General features: G+C 45.4%; 18 protein-coding genes. 9 read left to right on the top strand and 9 right to left on the bottom strand.

The window, feature by feature from the left end:
* Positions 1 to 279: 279 nt before the first annotated feature.
* Genes recJ through xerD form a run of 3 tightly spaced genes read right to left on the bottom strand, consistent with a single transcriptional unit; the run spans position 280 to position 3734 of the window.
* Positions 280 to 2016: a single-stranded-DNA-specific exonuclease RecJ gene (gene recJ / locus EJ063_RS14160; RefSeq protein WP_126575009.1), complete on the bottom strand. Its 1737-nt coding sequence runs from the start codon at positions 2014 to 2016 to the stop codon at positions 280 to 282.
* A gap of 36 nt (positions 2017 to 2052) precedes the next feature.
* Complete coding sequence (locus EJ063_RS14155; RefSeq protein WP_126575008.1) at positions 2053 to 2802, bottom strand: thioredoxin fold domain-containing protein; 750 nt, start codon at positions 2800 to 2802, stop codon at positions 2053 to 2055.
* 35 nt (positions 2803 to 2837) lie between these two features.
* Positions 2838 to 3734 carry a site-specific tyrosine recombinase XerD gene (xerD, locus tag EJ063_RS14150; RefSeq protein ID WP_126575116.1) on the bottom strand — a complete coding sequence of 299 codons (897 nt, stop codon included), beginning with the start codon at positions 3732 to 3734 and terminating at the stop codon, positions 2838 to 2840.
* 165 nt (positions 3735 to 3899) lie between these two features.
* Between xerD and fldB the strand changes: the two genes are divergently transcribed.
* On the top strand, positions 3900 to 4421 hold the full coding sequence (gene fldB / locus EJ063_RS14145) for a flavodoxin FldB (protein ID WP_126575007.1): 522 nt from the start codon (positions 3900 to 3902) through the stop codon (positions 4419 to 4421).
* A gap of 149 nt (positions 4422 to 4570) precedes the next feature.
* On the opposite strand, the gene ampD is transcribed toward fldB, so the two are convergent.
* Entirely contained in the window at positions 4571 to 5116 is a 546-nt protein-coding gene (gene ampD, locus EJ063_RS14140; RefSeq protein ID WP_126575006.1) for a 1,6-anhydro-N-acetylmuramyl-L-alanine amidase AmpD, read from the bottom strand.
* 131 nt (positions 5117 to 5247) lie between these two features.
* On the opposite strand from ampD, the gene nadC reads away from it, so the two are divergent.
* From nadC to yacG, 8 genes are all read left to right on the top strand, one after another.
* Positions 5248 to 6135, top strand: coding sequence for a carboxylating nicotinate-nucleotide diphosphorylase (gene nadC, locus EJ063_RS14135; RefSeq protein WP_126575005.1), 888 nt, complete (start codon positions 5248 to 5250; stop codon positions 6133 to 6135).
* Between the two features lie 257 nt (positions 6136 to 6392).
* Positions 6393 to 6833 carry a pilin gene (locus EJ063_RS14130; protein WP_126575004.1) on the top strand — a complete coding sequence of 147 codons (441 nt, stop codon included), beginning with the start codon at positions 6393 to 6395 and terminating at the stop codon, positions 6831 to 6833.
* 5 nt (positions 6834 to 6838) lie between these two features.
* Positions 6839 to 8530, top strand: coding sequence for a type IV-A pilus assembly ATPase PilB (pilB, locus tag EJ063_RS14125; protein WP_126575003.1), 1692 nt, complete (start codon positions 6839 to 6841; stop codon positions 8528 to 8530).
* 12 nt (positions 8531 to 8542) lie between these two features.
* Entirely contained in the window at positions 8543 to 9769 is a 1227-nt protein-coding gene (locus tag EJ063_RS14120; protein ID WP_126575002.1) for a type II secretion system F family protein, read from the top strand.
* Positions 9770 to 9811: 42 nt separating this feature from the next.
* Positions 9812 to 10681 carry a prepilin peptidase gene (locus EJ063_RS14115; protein WP_126575001.1) on the top strand — a complete coding sequence of 290 codons (870 nt, stop codon included), beginning with the start codon at positions 9812 to 9814 and terminating at the stop codon, positions 10679 to 10681.
* A 4-nt stretch (positions 10682 to 10685) separates the two neighbouring features.
* The gene (gene coaE / locus EJ063_RS14110) at positions 10686 to 11294 is read left to right on the top strand and encodes a dephospho-CoA kinase (protein WP_126575000.1); all 609 of its coding nucleotides are present in this window, start codon (positions 10686 to 10688) and stop codon (positions 11292 to 11294) included.
* 34 nt (positions 11295 to 11328) lie between these two features.
* Positions 11329 to 12069 (top strand): cell division protein ZapD, encoded by a 741-nt coding sequence (gene zapD / locus EJ063_RS14105; protein ID WP_126574999.1) that lies wholly within the window; start codon positions 11329 to 11331, stop codon positions 12067 to 12069.
* A gap of 69 nt (positions 12070 to 12138) precedes the next feature.
* Positions 12139 to 12333, top strand: a complete 195-nt coding sequence (yacG, locus tag EJ063_RS14100; protein WP_126574998.1) for a DNA gyrase inhibitor YacG — start codon at positions 12139 to 12141, stop codon at positions 12331 to 12333.
* 327 nt (positions 12334 to 12660) lie between these two features.
* Here yacG and rplS read toward each other — a convergent pair whose 3' ends face one another.
* The 5 genes from rplS to ffh form a co-directional block, all read right to left on the bottom strand.
* Positions 12661 to 13014 carry a 50S ribosomal protein L19 gene (gene rplS, locus EJ063_RS14095; RefSeq protein ID WP_004410033.1) on the bottom strand — a complete coding sequence of 118 codons (354 nt, stop codon included), beginning with the start codon at positions 13012 to 13014 and terminating at the stop codon, positions 12661 to 12663.
* A gap of 48 nt (positions 13015 to 13062) precedes the next feature.
* The gene (trmD, locus tag EJ063_RS14090) at positions 13063 to 13812 is read right to left on the bottom strand and encodes a tRNA (guanosine(37)-N1)-methyltransferase TrmD (RefSeq protein ID WP_126574997.1); all 750 of its coding nucleotides are present in this window, start codon (positions 13810 to 13812) and stop codon (positions 13063 to 13065) included.
* Positions 13813 to 13839: 27 nt separating this feature from the next.
* Entirely contained in the window at positions 13840 to 14388 is a 549-nt protein-coding gene (gene rimM / locus EJ063_RS14085; RefSeq protein ID WP_126574996.1) for a ribosome maturation factor RimM, read from the bottom strand.
* Between the two features lie 25 nt (positions 14389 to 14413).
* Positions 14414 to 14662, bottom strand: coding sequence for a 30S ribosomal protein S16 (rpsP, locus tag EJ063_RS14080; protein WP_004410028.1), 249 nt, complete (start codon positions 14660 to 14662; stop codon positions 14414 to 14416).
* Positions 14663 to 14870: 208 nt separating this feature from the next.
* Complete coding sequence (gene ffh / locus EJ063_RS14075) at positions 14871 to 16262, bottom strand: signal recognition particle protein (protein ID WP_126574995.1); 1392 nt, start codon at positions 16260 to 16262, stop codon at positions 14871 to 14873.
* Positions 16263 to 16399 lie beyond the last annotated feature (137 nt).

Genomic DNA, 16399 nt, shown 5'->3' with positions numbered 1-16399 from the left:
TTGATAACAATAGTCGATTAAAACATCAATCAAATTGGTCTGACCAATTACAAAATATAAACAGATGGGAATAAAGCGTGCTAGCTCTCACAGTTTGATTGGTCAGTTTTAAAGGGATATGACAGTTTGTTAGGGAATGAGAAGAAAAGTGTAGTGTATGAGGAAAGTTTTCGGGAGTGAGAAACGAACTAACTGAGGAGTACTTAAAGCGAGTAAAAAATCTTTAGAGATTCCCTACTCACTCCTTCGTCGCTCTATGGAATGACTCGAGTTTAGTGACTATCTAGCCTCAAGGTGATCGATCATCAATTGCAGTGACTGATTGCCACGAAACTCATTGATATCAAGCTTATAAGCTAGACGAACGGTTTTCGCTGAGGCATCAGGCCAACGGCGCAAGTCCACATTAAAGGCAATCCCATCAATCATGATGTTAGTTGGATGACCTTTATACAGAGGTTCAAGCATGAGCTTAAGGTGCTTTTCTCCCACTAGCTTTTGGTGAAGTACTTTAAATTCACCGTCAAACATAGGTTCAGGGAAAGCTTGTCCCCACGGACCACCAGCACGAAGCATTTCTGCCGTATGCATTGAGAACTCTTCTGGCTTCAACTCACCATCGGATAAGAAAACCCCTTTCAGTGCCGCCTCATCGAGATCTTCTTTCACCGCGCTATCAAACAATGTCGCAAAGCGTTCGAAATCTTTTTCCATGATGGTCAAACCCGCCGCCATTGCGTGACCACCAAATTTGGCGATTAACCCTGGATTTTGAGTATCAATACGATCAAGAACATCACGCATGTGCAGGCCTGGAATCGAACGACAAGATCCTTTAATTGTCCCTTCCCCACCATCAGCAAACGCAATAACAGGGCGATGAAATTTCTCTTTAAGACGAGACGCGAGAATACCGATCACGCCTTGGTGCCAATCTCGTTGGAACAAGACTAAACCATGAGGCATATCGCTATCACCAAACTGCAGCCGTTCGCAGATGGCCATCGCTTCTTGCTTCATGCCCTCTTCAATTTCTTTACGAGTTTGGTTAAGGCCATCCAGCTCACTTGCCATACGTCGAGCGGCATGAATGTTATTGCTCAGCAGAAGCTCAACACCAAACGACATATCATCCAACCGACCTGCGGCATTAATACGAGGGCCAAGCGCAAAACCAAAATCAGAAGCGACCAGACGCTTTGCGTCACGTTTAGCGACCTCAATCAAAGCTTGGATACCCGGACGCGCTTTCCCCGCTCGAATACGCTGTAGCCCTTGATGCACCAAAATTCGGTTATTTTCATCAAGCGGTACCACATCGGCCACCGTACCTAGAGCCACCAAGTCAATCAGCTCCATCAGCTTCGGCTCAGCGACACCTTGCTGGGCAAACCAACCAGTTTTACGCATATGAACACACAGAGCCATCATCAAATAGAAAGCCACGCCAACGCCCGCTAGCGCTTTAGACGGAAAAGCACACTCTTGTAGGTTCGGGTTGACCATCGCATCAACATTAGGTAACTCATGCCCTGGTAAGTGGTGGTCGGTCACTAACACTTGGAGACCTTTCTCCTTAGCGTAACGAACCCCATCTATCGAAGAAACGCCATTATCGACGGTCATAATAACTTCAGCGCCGAGCTCTATCGCTTGGTCAACCACCTCTGGGCTAAGGCCATAGCCATCTTCAAAACGGTTTGGCACAAGGTAATCAACATTGCTTGAGCCGAGCATGCGCAGAGCCAATACCGACAGCGCCGAACTGGTAGCGCCATCAGCATCAAAATCACCGACGATAATAATGCGTTTATTGCCCTTAATCGCTGCAAACAGAAGATCAACCGCTAGTTCAATACCATGCAGTTTTTGATAAGAGTGCAACGCTCTGGCTGTGGTTTCTAATTGTTCGGTACTGGTGATTCCACGAGCAATATAGATTCGTTTGAGCAGCTCTGGCATGCTGTCTGGTAGCTGACTTAGGTCAACTTCGGGTCTACGTTGGATTTCTATCATAAAAATATTGAGAGCCTCACTGGGAGGCTCTTTTCATTACTTTTGAGTTTGTTGGAGGCGTTGAAGTAGCTGTTCAGGAGGGAGGTACCCGCCAACCATTTCACCATTTGGCAAGAAAATAGCTGGCGTACCGCTGATGCCTAGCTCACGACCGAGTGCAAAGTGCTCTTTAATGATTTGCTGATACTTAGCAAACTCTTTGCTCTTCTCAGGGAATTCACGCTTTACTTTACCGTTGTGCATCGCCGTATTCGGGTCTTCCGCTCCCCAAATCGTTGCCATTTGGTCGGCAACACTGCCAGTCGCACCTTGACGAGGGTAGGCCAAGTAACGAATCGTAATGCCTAGGTCATTGTAATCTTTCATCTGACTATGAAGACGAACACAGTAGCCACAAGTGATGTCAGTAAAGACGGAAATCACGTACTTTTCATCTTTAGCCTTAAACTCAATCATGCTGTCTTTGAACGCTTCAATTTTTGCCGCATTGATCGGCGCTTGACGCTTAGCAAGCACATCTTCGTACTGGCCATTTTCGTCCAACTTGTAGAGTGTACCTGCCAAGAAGTAATCACCATTTGGCGAAGCAAACAGGATCCCACCACTGGTTTGAACCTCAACAAGGCCATCGATATCTGACGGCACCACTTTGCTCACTTGCAAACCAAGTTTCGCAAAGCGCTCTTCAAGCTGAGCTTTATCAAATTGCACGTCATTTGCCGCTAGTGTTTGAGTCGCAAATAGCAACGGCAGTGTCAGTAGAGTCATTCGGCGTAATACGCTCATTCATTTCACCTTAATGTAAGTTCTCACCTAAGCCATTAGGCTCTTGGGTGATGTTCACTGTGTAGCTGCTTCAATCGTTCAGTCGCTACATGTGTGTAGATTTGTGTGGTCGACAAGTCACTGTGCCCAAGCAGCATCTGTACCACTCGTAGGTCCGCACCATAGTTAAGCAAGTGTGTCGCAAAAGCATGTCTCAATACATGGGGAGACAACAACTCAGTATCAATCCCTGCGATCACCGCATAATGCTTTATACGATGCCAAAATGTCTGTCGGGTCATCTGACGCGCCCGTTTACTCGGAAACACCACATCAGAGGTATTTTCCCCAAGTAACTCAGACCGTCCTTGTTCAATAAAAGTTTCAATCCAATCGACCGCATTTTCGCCCATAGGCACCAGACGCTCTTTACCGCCTTTACCCGTCACGCGCACCACGCCCTGACGAAGGCTGATATTTTCCATGGTCAAGCTGACAAGTTCAGTCACACGTAATCCAGTCGCGTAGAGTAACTCTAACATCGCTTTATCACGCAATTCCATTGCATCATTGGGATCGGGGGCATCGAGTAATGCGTCCACTTGTTCTTCGGTCAAATCTTTCGGTAAGCGTTTAGGTAACTTAGGACTCACCAAGAGCGCACTGGGATCATCTGCTCGAACTTTTTCACGATGCAGATATTGAAACAATCGACGTATAGCCGAGAGCATTCTCGCCCTGGATGTTTGCTTATAGCCTTCATCAACCAACCAAGACTGATATTCTTGCAAGCCCGTTAAGCTAATGAAATCGAGCCTATAATTATTAGACGCCATCCATTTAAGCAGCTTCACCAAATCGGTTCGATACGATGCCAAGGTATTTTCTGAGAGCCCTCTCTCCATCCACATTGCATCGAGAAACTGCTCAACAACGCCTTGATCCGGTGACATTTGTTCTGACACATCACACCCCATAATTTTTGTTATGCGCTCAAATGTAAGTGCCAACCAACAATAAAGCTATAAAAATTCCCTGCCCATATAGATATTCGCTGCAAAGCTCGCCATTTTGTGGTTAGAATTCACCATCTATTTTCAACGATGCAGAAGAATACTATGAAAATCGGTCTATTTTACGGCTCAACAACTTGCTACACCGAAATGGCAGCAGAAAAGATGCGTGCCATTATCGGCGAAGAGCTGGTTGATATTCACAATGTTAAAGAGTCGCCTCTTTCTTTGATGGAAGATTACGATTTTCTCATTCTTGGCATTTCGACCTGGGACTTTGGTGAAATCCAAGAAGATTGGAATGAACTTTGGGATCAGGTGAGCACCATCAAGCTCGAAGGAAAAACAGTGGCACTGTTTGGCCTCGGTGATCAAGAAGGCTATGGCGAATGGTATTTAGATGCTATGGGGCTACTTCATGACGAGCTGAAAAAGACGGGTGCGAACATCATCGGTTACTGGCCTAATGATGAAAACTACGAGTTTGAAGCCTCAAAAGCGTTAACAGAAGATGAGAGCCAGTTTGTTGGTTTAGCACTCGATGAAGACTCACAATATGAGCTAAGTGATGAACGCATTACTAACTGGGTTGAGCAAATTCTGGTTGAGTATCAAGAGTCGCTTTAGAAGCAAAAATATTTATAGTAAACATCGTCTTTCCCGAGAGGGAGGAACGACCGAGTTGGGAATCTCTTAAAGCAGCAGAAAAACTCAAGAGATTCCTTACTCACTCATTCTTCGTTCTAAGGAATGACAACTCCACAGCCTAAACGGCCCTAGCGACACAACCCACTCCGAAACCTTACCCAATCAAACACTAAGCCCGGATCGGTTTTACGCAATGGCGCAATATATTGATGCCCCGTAATTCTCGGCACAGTGATCTGCGGATATTGATGTTGAATGTGCTGAGTCAGCTTGGTAAGCGATATGTATTGTTCATCGGTGTACGCAACGAAATCACTGCCTTCAAGCTCAATACCTATCGAGTAATCATTACACTTTTCTCGCCCAGCGAAACTCGACGCTCCTGCATGCCAGGCTCGAGCAATAAAAGGAACAAACTGTACGATTTCTCCATCTCGTCGAATTAAGCAATGTGCGGAAACGCCCATGTTATGAATCACGTTAAAAAATGGATGCTCATTGGGGTCAAGTTTGCCGGTAAAAAACTGCTCAATGTAAGGGCCACCGAACTGACCCGGTGGCAGGCTAATGTTATGTACCACTAACAACGAAATATCCGACTCGTCACTTCTTGGATCGTAAAATGGGGAAGGGACATGCCTTGCATCACTGTACCAACCTTGGCTATCTATCATTTCTTACTCTTTATTCAATTGTGCCGTTTGATTTTATCCCTTTGGCAATGAAATGCGAGATTAATGGCTGAATTTCATCCTGAGTCATCGTATCATGCCCACCTCTTATTCCACTGCTTATTAGATTTGCGATGAAAAACACACACAATAGCCAAGAACGCCTCGAATATTTGAAACAGCAACTGCCTTTAGAAATTGCGCGCACCGTTGCCGACACAATCAAAGAAGATTTAGGTGGTACTCTTGATCCTGCTGCTGATATCACCGCAAACCTAATCCCTGCTGACGCTCACAATGAAGCGACGCTGATCACCCGTGAACGCGGTGTATTCTGTGGTAAAGCGTGGGCAGATGAAGTGTTCAAGCAGCTCGGCGGTGAAGTGTCTATCAACTGGAATGTTGAAGATGGCGATCGCGTTGAACCGAATCAAGTGCTGTGTACGCTTTCAGGCCCAGCTCGTGCTCTGCTTACGGGTGAACGCAATGCAATGAACTTTATCCAGACACTGTCAGGTTGTGCAACGATTACCGCTCAGTATGCAAAAGAGCTAGAAGGGACTGATTGTCGCCTGCTTGATACACGTAAAACCATTCCTGGTCTACGCAGCGCATTAAAGTATGCAGTAGCATGTGGTGGTGGTTTTAATCATCGTATTGGTGTGTTCGATGCTTACTTGATCAAAGAGAACCACATCATTGCCAATGGTGGTATTGCTCAAACCATCAAAACCGCCAAAGAGTTGAACCCTGGCAAGCCAGTTGAAGTTGAAACAGAAAGCCTTGCAGAGCTGCAAGAAGCGATCGAAGCGGGTGCAGATATCATCATGCTGGATAACTTCACCACCGATATGATGCGTGAAGCAGTGAAGATCAATGCAGGCCGAGCAGCACTTGAAAACTCTGGTAACGTCACTCTAGAGACACTTCGCGAGTACGCGGAAACAGGTGTTGACTACATTTCAGTGGGTGCGCTAACCAAGCATTTAAAAGCTATGGATCTCTCAATGCGTTTTAAGTAAGTTAAAACGTCAGTATTTGAGATAAAAATCATACTTTTCAATCACTAAACAGAGACCTAAGTGTCTCTGTTTTTGTTTCATTCTTACGACAAGGCTCGCTAAAACTTGCAGTCACTCGAATCTATTTGCCATATCAATGAAAACAAGCAGTAAATAATCTTCGATAGATCGGAAAGCCTCAAGCAACAGTTCACGTCTTCACTTATCAACCTCTATCCTCTCTCCTACTTTTCGCATTTCATCCATGGAGAGAAATAATGCAAACAAAACAACGTCGTAAGCAAGGTGGCTTTACCTTAATTGAATTGATGATTGTGGTGGCAATTATAGGTGTACTGGCAGCAATTGCCGTCCCGGCATACCAAAACTACGTAGCGAGGAGTGAAGCTGCGTCAGCTTTGGCTACTCTCAAGTCATTGATGACACCATCAGAGCTATATATACAAGAGAATGGTAACTTTGGAACAAGTGACCAAGCAGCGGTTTTCTCTGCGATTGGTATCTCTGCTAGCTCAAACACTCTAGGTACACTGCGTGTTTCAGGCCAGAATGCTATTGAATTTAAGTTTACACAGGGCTCCATGAGTGTTAGTGGCTCTGAAGGTACGATCACCTACTCTAAAGGTAATGGTACAGGAACGTGGGGTTGTGCTACCTCCAACGTTCCCACTGCTGCTAAGCCATCTAGCTGCTCATAACCTAAATGCTAACCAACCTCCCTTCTATCCTGCGCCAAGCTCATATTATTGATAGTGTGCAAGAGATGACTTTAGTGGAGCATATAAACGCTTCGGGACAAAGTGCGCCCGAAGCGTTACTGACATTAAATCTAATTCACCATCACGACCTAACCGAACAACTGTGTCATATTTTCGGCTTACACGAAGTCAACCTAGCCCAATTTGACTATGCGGAACTCTGCCAAACTCTTGGCCTTCGAGAACTGATAACCCGCTTTCATGCCTTGCCCATTCAGCAATCTTCCCAATTACTTACCATTGCGGTCTCAGACCCAACTAACCTTGAAATTGAAGACGAATTCCGCTTTGCGACCGGTCTACAAGTTGAGCTTGTTCTGGCGGACTTTAAACAGCTGCAAGGGGCGATTCGACGGCTGTATGGTATCGCACTGGCGGGCGAAGAGCAGCGCAGCGGCAAAGACCTCAATGAACAAGAACTGGCGAATTTAGTTCAAGTCTCAGATGATGAAATCGCTAATATCGAAGACCTAAGCCAAGATGATGCACCTGTCAGTCGTTTTATTAATCAGATCTTACTTGATGCGGTGCGCAAAGGCGCTTCGGATATCCACTTCGAGCCTTATGAAGAATCGTATCGAGTGCGTCTTCGCTGTGACGGCATATTAATTGAAACCCAGCAACCCTCACATCATTTAAGTCGCCGCCTTTCTGCGCGACTCAAGATTCTCGCTAAGCTCGATATCGCTGAGCGACGCCTTCCTCAAGATGGACGAATAAAACTCAAGCTCAATCAAGAGCTCGCCATCGATATGCGTGTTTCAACCCTGCCGACATTGTGGGGAGAAAAAGTCGTCTTACGTATCTTAGACAGCAACAGCGCGAGCCTAAATATTGAGGTGCTTGGCTACAGTGATCAACAGCAAGCTCTTTACCTGGAAGCGTTAAAAAAGCCGCAAGGTATGATCTTAATGACGGGGCCTACCGGGAGCGGAAAAACCGTTTCGCTTTACACTGGACTAAAGATCTTAAATACCTCCGAGATCAACATCGCCACTGCCGAGGATCCCGTCGAAATCAACTTGCCCGGCATTAACCAAGTACAGGTTCAGCCACAGATTGGCTTTGGTTTTGCCGAAGCTCTGCGTGCCTTCTTACGCCAAGATCCAGATGTGGTGATGGTCGGTGAGATCCGTGACTTAGAAACCGCTGAAATCGCAGTCAAAGCAGCTCAAACGGGTCACCTTGTCCTTTCAACCCTACACACAAACTCAGCGGCAGAAAGCGTCGTCAGACTCAGTAATATGGGCATTGCAGCTTTTAATGTTGCCTCTTCTCTTTCACTGATCATCGCGCAACGTTTGGCACGTAAGCTATGCCAACAATGTAAGAGCCAAGTATCCGTATCAGAACATATCTCTCAAGCGTTAGATCTACCTATTGATACCGAGATCTATCAAGCCAACGAGCAAGGGTGTAGCGACTGCAATAGAGGTTACTCAGGCCGGACGGGCATTTATGAAGTGATGAGGTTTGATCATCAGTTAGCACAAGCCGTCAATGACGGGGCCAGTGCCCAAACCATTGAGCACATAGCAAAACAAAATGGCATGTTAACGCTCAAACAATCAGGCATCGATAAACTCATCAAAGGGGTAACCAGTTACCAAGAACTTCAACGAGTTCTCTATATCTAACCGGGAAATAGAATGAAAAGACCTCACCAAGCTCAACTAAAGAATTATCGTTGGAAAGGAGTCAACAGCTCGGGAAAATTCGTCTCAGGACAGACGCTCGCTTTGAGTGAGACTGAAGTTAGAGATAAACTCAAAGATCAACACATTCAAATTAAGAAGCTTAAGAAGCGTAATGTTTCCGCACTCACTCGAATCACTCAACGAGTAAAAACCAAAGACATCACGATTCTTACACGCCAACTAGCGACGATGCTGGCCACCGGCGTTCCTATTATTCAGGCACTCAAACTGGTGGCCGATAACCACCGTAAAGCAGAGATGAAGTCGATTCTGGCACAAATATCAAAAGGCGTTGAATCCGGCACTCCGATTTCAAAAGCCATGCGCACCGCCAGTAGCCATTTCGATACGCTCTATGTGGATCTTGTGGCCACCGGTGAACAAGCGGGTAACCTCGCCGAAGTCTTCGAGCGTATTGCCACTTACCGAGAAAAATCCGAACAGCTCAGAGCAAAAGTTATTAAGGCGTTGATCTACCCAAGCATGGTGGTACTGACCGCATTAGCGGTTTCCTACTTAATGTTAACCATGGTTATTCCCCAATTTGAAACCATGTTTAGTGGCTTTGGTGCTGATTTACCTTGGTTTACTCAACAAGTACTCAAATTATCGAGTTTTACCCAAACCTACAGTGGAATAACGTTTCTTCTCGTCACTGCATTGGTGATTGCGGTTAAAGTTGCCCGTAAGAAATCATTCCGTGCTCGCCTATTTTCAAGTCGTCTTGGTTTGAAAATTCCTGTTATTGGCACGGTCATCAGCAAGGCATCCATTGCTAAATTCAGTCGTACACTCGCGACCAGTTTTAGCGCTGGCATACCAATTTTATCGAGCTTAAAAACTTCAGCAAAGACGGCGAATAATGTTCACTACCAGCAAGCGATTGATAGTGTTTACAGCGATACCGCAGCAGGTATGCCGATCTACATTGCAATGCGCAACAGTGATTGTTTTCCCGAGATGGTTCTGCAGATGGTGATGATCGGTGAAGAATCTGGCCGTTTAGACGACATGCTCAATAAAATTGCCACCATCTATGAATTTGAGATTGATAACACCGTTGATAACTTAGGCAAAATTCTAGAACCTTTAATCATCATCTTTCTTGGTGTGGTCGTCGGCGGTTTAGTCGTCGCAATGTACCTACCGATCTTTAATTTAATGAGCGTCTTAGGATAGTATAGACTCATCTCTATTCTCACTCTCAAGCTGTACCTACTTATGGAACTTTTTTATTACTACCCTTGGCTCTTCCCCGTTTTAGCCGCCATTTTCGGTTTAATTGTGGGCAGCTTTCTCAATGTCGTGATCCATCGCCTACCAATCATGATGGAACGAGAGTGGCGCCAAGAGTGCGCAGAGAGTTTTCCTGAATACAAGATCACCCCACCTAAAGGCACCTTTAACTTAAGTGTTCCCGCCTCCACCTGCCCTAAGTGTGAGACTAAGATTCGAGTTATCGACAACATTCCGGTAATCAGTTGGTTGTTCCTAAAAGGCAAATGCCATCAATGCAGCAATAAGATCAGCGCTCGCTACCCACTGGTTGAGATGCTTACCTCGGCTTTATCTTTTATGGTCGCCGCTCAGTTTGGTTTTAGTTACTTTACGATTGCCTTGATATTCTTCACTTTTATTCTCATCGCAGCCACCTTCATCGATCTCGATACCATGCTACTGCCAGATCAACTGACACTTCCCCTCACTTGGGCTGGTATTGCACTCGCACTGTTCCAAATTAGTCCCGTCTCGCTTCAAGACGCGGTCATTGGAGCCATGGCTGGCTATCTATCGCTTTGGAGTGTTTACTGGCTGTTTAAGCTCGCAACTGGCAAAGAAGGAATGGGTTACGGCGACTTTAAGCTCTTGGCTGCACTAGGGGCTTGGTTGGGTTGGCAATATCTGCCAATGATCATTCTGCTTTCCTCATTGGTTGGTCTTGTTTTTGGTTTGATTCAGCTAAGACTTAAACAACAAGGTATTGATAAAGCGTTTCCATTTGGCCCTTATTTGGCGATTGCTGGTTGGATAAGCTTGATGTGGGGAGACGCGATTCTTGATTACTACTTTCAATACGTTTTAGGAGTATAACGTTATGGCTCTGGTCATTGGTCTAACTGGTGGAATCGCGAGTGGTAAAACGACGGTCGCAAACTTATTCCACCAAGAATTTGGTATTGAAATTGTTGATGCCGATATTGTGGCAAGAGAGGTCGTCGAACCCGGCAGCCCTGGACTCAAAGCGATCGAAAAACATTTTGGTCAACAAGTGATTCAACAAGACGGCACATTAAATCGTGCTCAGCTGAGAAAAATCATCTTCAGTCAGCCAGAACAGAAAGAGTGGATAAACCAACTGCTGCACCCAATGATTCGTGCCCAGATGCTAGAACAGCTATCCAAGGTTGAATCCGATTACGCACTGTTGGTTATTCCACTGATGGTTGAAAACAACCTGCAAACTTTAGCTGACCAAGTATTGGTGGTCGACGTAGAAGAAGAAATCCAACTGCAAAGAACCGTTGAGCGAGATAATGTCGAGTTCACTCAAGCTCAAGCCATCTTAAGTTCTCAAGCTAGCCGCGAGCAAAGATTAGCAATCGCTGACTATGTGATTAAAAATAACGCAGAAAACCAGAAACTTTTGCCTCAAATCACAGAATTACACCAAAAGTTCCTAGAAATTTGTAGGCCAAATCTGTGAGAATAAGAGTAATCGAACACAGAGCTGCGTATTAATGACAACCCACTACTTCGAACACCCACTCAATGAAAAAACTCGTATCTATTTGCGAGTTGAAGCACTTCTGAATCAACTCAATAGTGCTGGTCAGTTCAGTGATGATATGCAGCATCTCACCTTTTTCCGCTCTCTTTTCGATCTCATTGAGATCTTCGAACAGATCCAGCTTAAAAGTGAGCTGGCAAAAGATATTGAAAAGCAGCGCCTCGCTTATCGCTCTTGGCTTAACGTTGAAGGCGTCAATCAAGATATGCTGCGCAACGTGTTGTCTGAAATTGATGATGTTCATCGTAACCTGATGAGTGCCGAACGCTTTGGTCAAAGCCTGAAAGAAGACCGCTTCTTAAGCGCTATCCGACAGCGGTTCAATCTTCCGGGAGGATCATGCTGCTTCGACCTTCCTGCTTTGCACCACTGGTTGCACCTTCCTATCGAGAAGAAACGAGCGGATGCCTCTCAGTGGCTAAACACGTTGAAGCCACTCTCAATCGCACTCAAACAGTGGCTTAAACTGACGCGTGAAACCGGCCATTTCCGCCCGATTGATGCGAAGAATGGCTTTTACCAAAGTGATGCCGATGAAGCGAATATCCTTCGTTTAGAGCTGCCTGTGCATTATGGTGTCTATCCAATGATTTCTGGTCACAAGAATCGATTTGCCATTAAGTTTATTGATTTTGAATCAGGGCAAGCCTCTGTTGATGATATCCAGTTCAAATTGGCGGTTTGTAGCTAATCCCCTTCAAGATTGGCTTCCGTTAGCGGTATACTAGCGCAAGAGTAGAATTGACTTTAGAGAAACATCATGTCCAAACCGACTATCGTGCCATGTCCACAATGTGGCCAAGACGTTCCTTGGGGAGAGCAAAGCCCTTTTCGCCCATTCTGTAGTAAGCAGTGCCAAATGATCGATTTCGGCGAGTGGGCCGATGAAGAGAACACCATTCCAGGCGCGCCTGATATGTCTGATTCAGATGGATGGTCAGAAGACCAGTACTAGATCGCCACTAGCGAAGAGATGAAACCTTAAAGAAGAGCTGATGTGAAAACATCGGCTTTTTTGTTTTGGGAGCGGGAGAAGTTTCGGAGGGCTGACGATTAGTATCCACCCTTTAATTTCAGTAAGTTACTATGTCATCCTCAAGAACGAGGGACGAGTGAGTTGGGGATCTCTCCAAGTTAGTCGATGGCTTCTAGAGATTCCCTACTCCTTCCTACGTCAGTCTAGGGAATGACAGGATGTTTAAGCGCAACTTTCAAATTTTTCGCATAAAAAAGCGGAGGCCTAAGGGCCTCCGCTAATACTATGAGAACGCTAGTTATAGCATTACTTCTTAGCAAGTTTCTCTTTGATACGAGCTGACTTACCAGAACGCTCACGTAGGTAGTACAACTTGGCACGACGTACTGCACCACGGCGTTTAACTTCGATGCTATCAACCATTGGAGAGTGAGTTTGGAACGTACGCTCTACGCCTTCACCGTTAGAAATCTTACGTACAGTGAATGCAGAGTGTAGACCACGGTTACGGATTGCGATTACAACGCCTTCGAAAGCCTGTAGACGCTCACGGTCACCTTCTTTTACCTTAACTTGAACAACAACTGTGTCACCAGGTGCGTAGTTAGGTAGGTCTTTTTTCATTTGCTCTTCTTCAAGAGCCTTGATGATGTTACTCATTTTTAATATTCCTAGAATAAACTGATACTAAATTTAATAGGTTACTGCTTACTTCTTATCAGAGCGGTGCTCTTTGATAAATTCGGCCAGTAATTGTTCCTGTTCGTCAGTCAGAGCTAGGTTTTCCAGGAGTTCTGGTCTTCTAAGCCAAGTACGGCCTAACGACTGCTTGAGTCGCCAGTGACGAATGTCCTTGTGGTTGCCAGACTTGAGTACCGCAGGCACTTCTTTACCGTCTAACACTTCAGGACGCGTATAGTGTGGACAATCTAACAAGCCATTCGCAAAAGAGTCTTCTTCTGCTGACGCAAAATCTCCTAGTACACCCGGTATAAACCGAGACACTGAGTCAATTAACGTCATGGCTGGAATTTCCCCACCCGTCATCACAAAATCTCCAATTGACCATTCTTCGTCAACTTCAGATTGAATGATACGCTCATCTACCCCTTCATAGCGGCCACAAATGAGAAGTAAATTCTCGTTTGTTGCCAACTCTTCCACTCCTTGCTGGTCGAGCTTGCGACCTTGAGGAGAAAGGTAAATGACTTTCGTCTTACCTGGTGAGGCTTGCTTAGCTGTCTGAATAGCATCGCGCAAAGGCTGTACCATCATCAGCATACCTGGGCCACCACCATAAGGTCTGTCATCTACAGTGCGATGTTTGTCGTGCGTGAAATCACGAGGATTCCAAGTCTCAATCGACAAAAGACCTTTTTTAACCGCTTGACCTGTTACTCCAAAGTCAGTAACAGAACGGAACATTTCAGGAAATAGGCTAATAACGCCAACCCACATGTTTATCTCGCTCTGAATATTTGGAGTTTAGAATCCAGGATCCCAGTCAACTTCGATCCGTTGAGCTTCGCGATCAATATTTTTGATCACTTGCTCTTCAAGGAACGGAATTAATCGTTCCTTTTGCCCGAAAGCATCTTTAAGATTTGCTTTAATGACCAAAACATCGTTGGAGCCAGTCTCTAGCATGTCAGAAACAATACCGAGGTCATAACCTTTATCAGTTACTACTTGCATTCCAATCAGATCACGCCAATAGAACTCGTCTGATGGCAATTCTGGTAATACCGCAGGGTTAATTGAAATTTCAAAGTTTGTCAGTAATTGCGCATCTTCGCGCACATCCAGACCTTCAAGCTTTACCACCAAACCTTTGTTATGGCGCTTCCAGCTCTCAGCTTTGTATTCAACCCACTGACCACCTTGATTAATGTACCAAGGTGCGTAATCAAATATGCTTTCAGCATTGTCTGTGTAGGATAAAACTTTAAGCCAGCCACGAATGCCATAAGAAGCACCAAACTTACCTACAACAATCTTGTCTTCACTCATCGTTTCATTGCCTTTCATCGACATAAGCTAATCTTCTATTAAGTAAGAATTAAGCCGCTTTTTGAGCGTCTTTAACTAGCTTAGCTACGCGGTCAGATAGAGATGCGCCTTGACCAACCCAGTGGTTAACGCGATCTAGGTCTAGACGTAGACCTTCTTCTTGACCTTGAGCAGTTGGGTTAAAGAAACCAACTTTCTCGATGAAACGGCCAGTTGCAGCGTTGCGGCTGTCCGCTACTACGATTTGATAAAATGGACGCTTTTTAGCGCCGTGACGTGCCAAACGAATGGTTACCATGTCGTCCTCTTTGCTTTCTCAAAAATAAAATTAACCCCAAGGACTACTTAATCAATAAATAGTTTGGGGTCCGTGCCAAAATAAAGCTCCGGAATTTTACTCTTATTCCGGAGCAATGCAAGGCATTTAGCTACTTTTTCACCAACATAAAACTGAATCTAAGTTTGTGACCTAGCTAACACCTTGAAATTTTTATCGCAGAGCGAAATTAACGACCAAATGGATTGAAACCACCGCCGCCCATTCCACCCATGCCGCCGCCCATCATGCCTTGCATGTTGCGCATCATGCCTTTCATGCCACCTTTCTGCATTTTCTTCATCATCTTCTGCATTTGGGTGAACTGCTTAAGCAGACGGTTTACATCTTGCACTTGGGTACCAGAGCCTGCTGCGATACGCTTCTTACGAGAACCTTTGATAAGCTCAGGGCGCTGACGCTCTTTCATCGTCATTGAATTGATGATCGCTTCCATCTGCTTGAACATCTTGTCGTCAACTTTGTCTTTCACGTTGTCCGGTAAGTTACTCATGCCTGGCAGCTTATCCATCATGCCCATCATGCCGCCCATGTTTTGCATTTGACCTAGCTGTTCACGGAAGTCTTCAAGGTCAAAACCTTTCTTCTCTTTGAACTTCTTAGCCAGTTTCTCTGCTTTTTCGGTATCGACATTACGCTGAAGGTCTTCGATCAGTGACAGTACGTCACCCATACCAAGAATACGTGAAGCGACACGATCTGGGTGGAACGGTTCTAGTGCATCCGTTTTTTCACCAACACCTAAGAACTTAATCGGTTTGCCGGTGATATGGCGAACAGACAGTGCAGCACCACCACGCGCATCACCATCAACCTTGGTTAAAACCACACCCGTTAATGGCAGTGTGTCACCAAACGCTTTTGCCGTATTCGCTGCATCTTGACCTGTCATTGCATCAACAACGAACAGGGTCTCAACAGGATTGATAGCACTATGAAGCTGTTGGATTTCCGCCATCATCTGCTCATCAACCGCTAGGCGACCCGCAGTATCGACAATAAGCACGTCGTAGAATTTCTTCTTCGCGTGGTCAATCGCTGCGTTAGCAATATCGATAGGCTTCTGATCAGCTGTCGATGGGAAGAAATCGACACCAACATCAGCAGCTAGCGTTTCTAGCTGTTTAATCGCCGCTGGGCGGTAAACGTCGGCAGAAACGACAAGGACTTTCTTTTTATCACGCTCTGTTAATAGTTTAGATAGCTTACCTACCGAAGTGGTTTTACCCGCACCTTGTAGGCCTGCCATCAAAATCACAGCTGGCGGTTGAGCGGCTAGGTCTAGGGCTTCATTTGACTCACCCATAACCGCTTCAAGTTCCGCTTGAACGATCTTAATGAACTCTTGTCCTGGAGTAAGAGATTTAGACACCTCTACACCCACTGCACTCTCTTTAATACGCTTAATAAAATCACGTACAACTGGTAGCGCTACGTCAGCTTCAAGAAGTGCCATGCGCACTTCGCGCAACGTCTCTTTAATATTATCTTCGGTCAGGCGACCTTTACCGCTGATGTTTTTCAGCGTTTTGGATAATCGATCCGTTAAATTCTCAAACATCTTTGTCTCTTTACCTAGACGGTTTGCAAGTAGGCTCGCCCATCACTTTTGGCGAAATATTACTATGAGTATACCTTAGCCAACCCCCGCTTGACACTGCCTAGATAACTTTTGATATCTCATGCTGACGAATTGAA

Source organism: Vibrio aquaticus (assembly GCF_003970385.1).
GTDB classification, from domain to species: domain Bacteria; phylum Pseudomonadota; class Gammaproteobacteria; order Enterobacterales; family Vibrionaceae; genus Vibrio; species Vibrio aquaticus.
The sequence above is the reverse complement of the archived record's forward strand: the minus strand, read 5'-3'. Positions and strand labels throughout refer to the sequence as shown.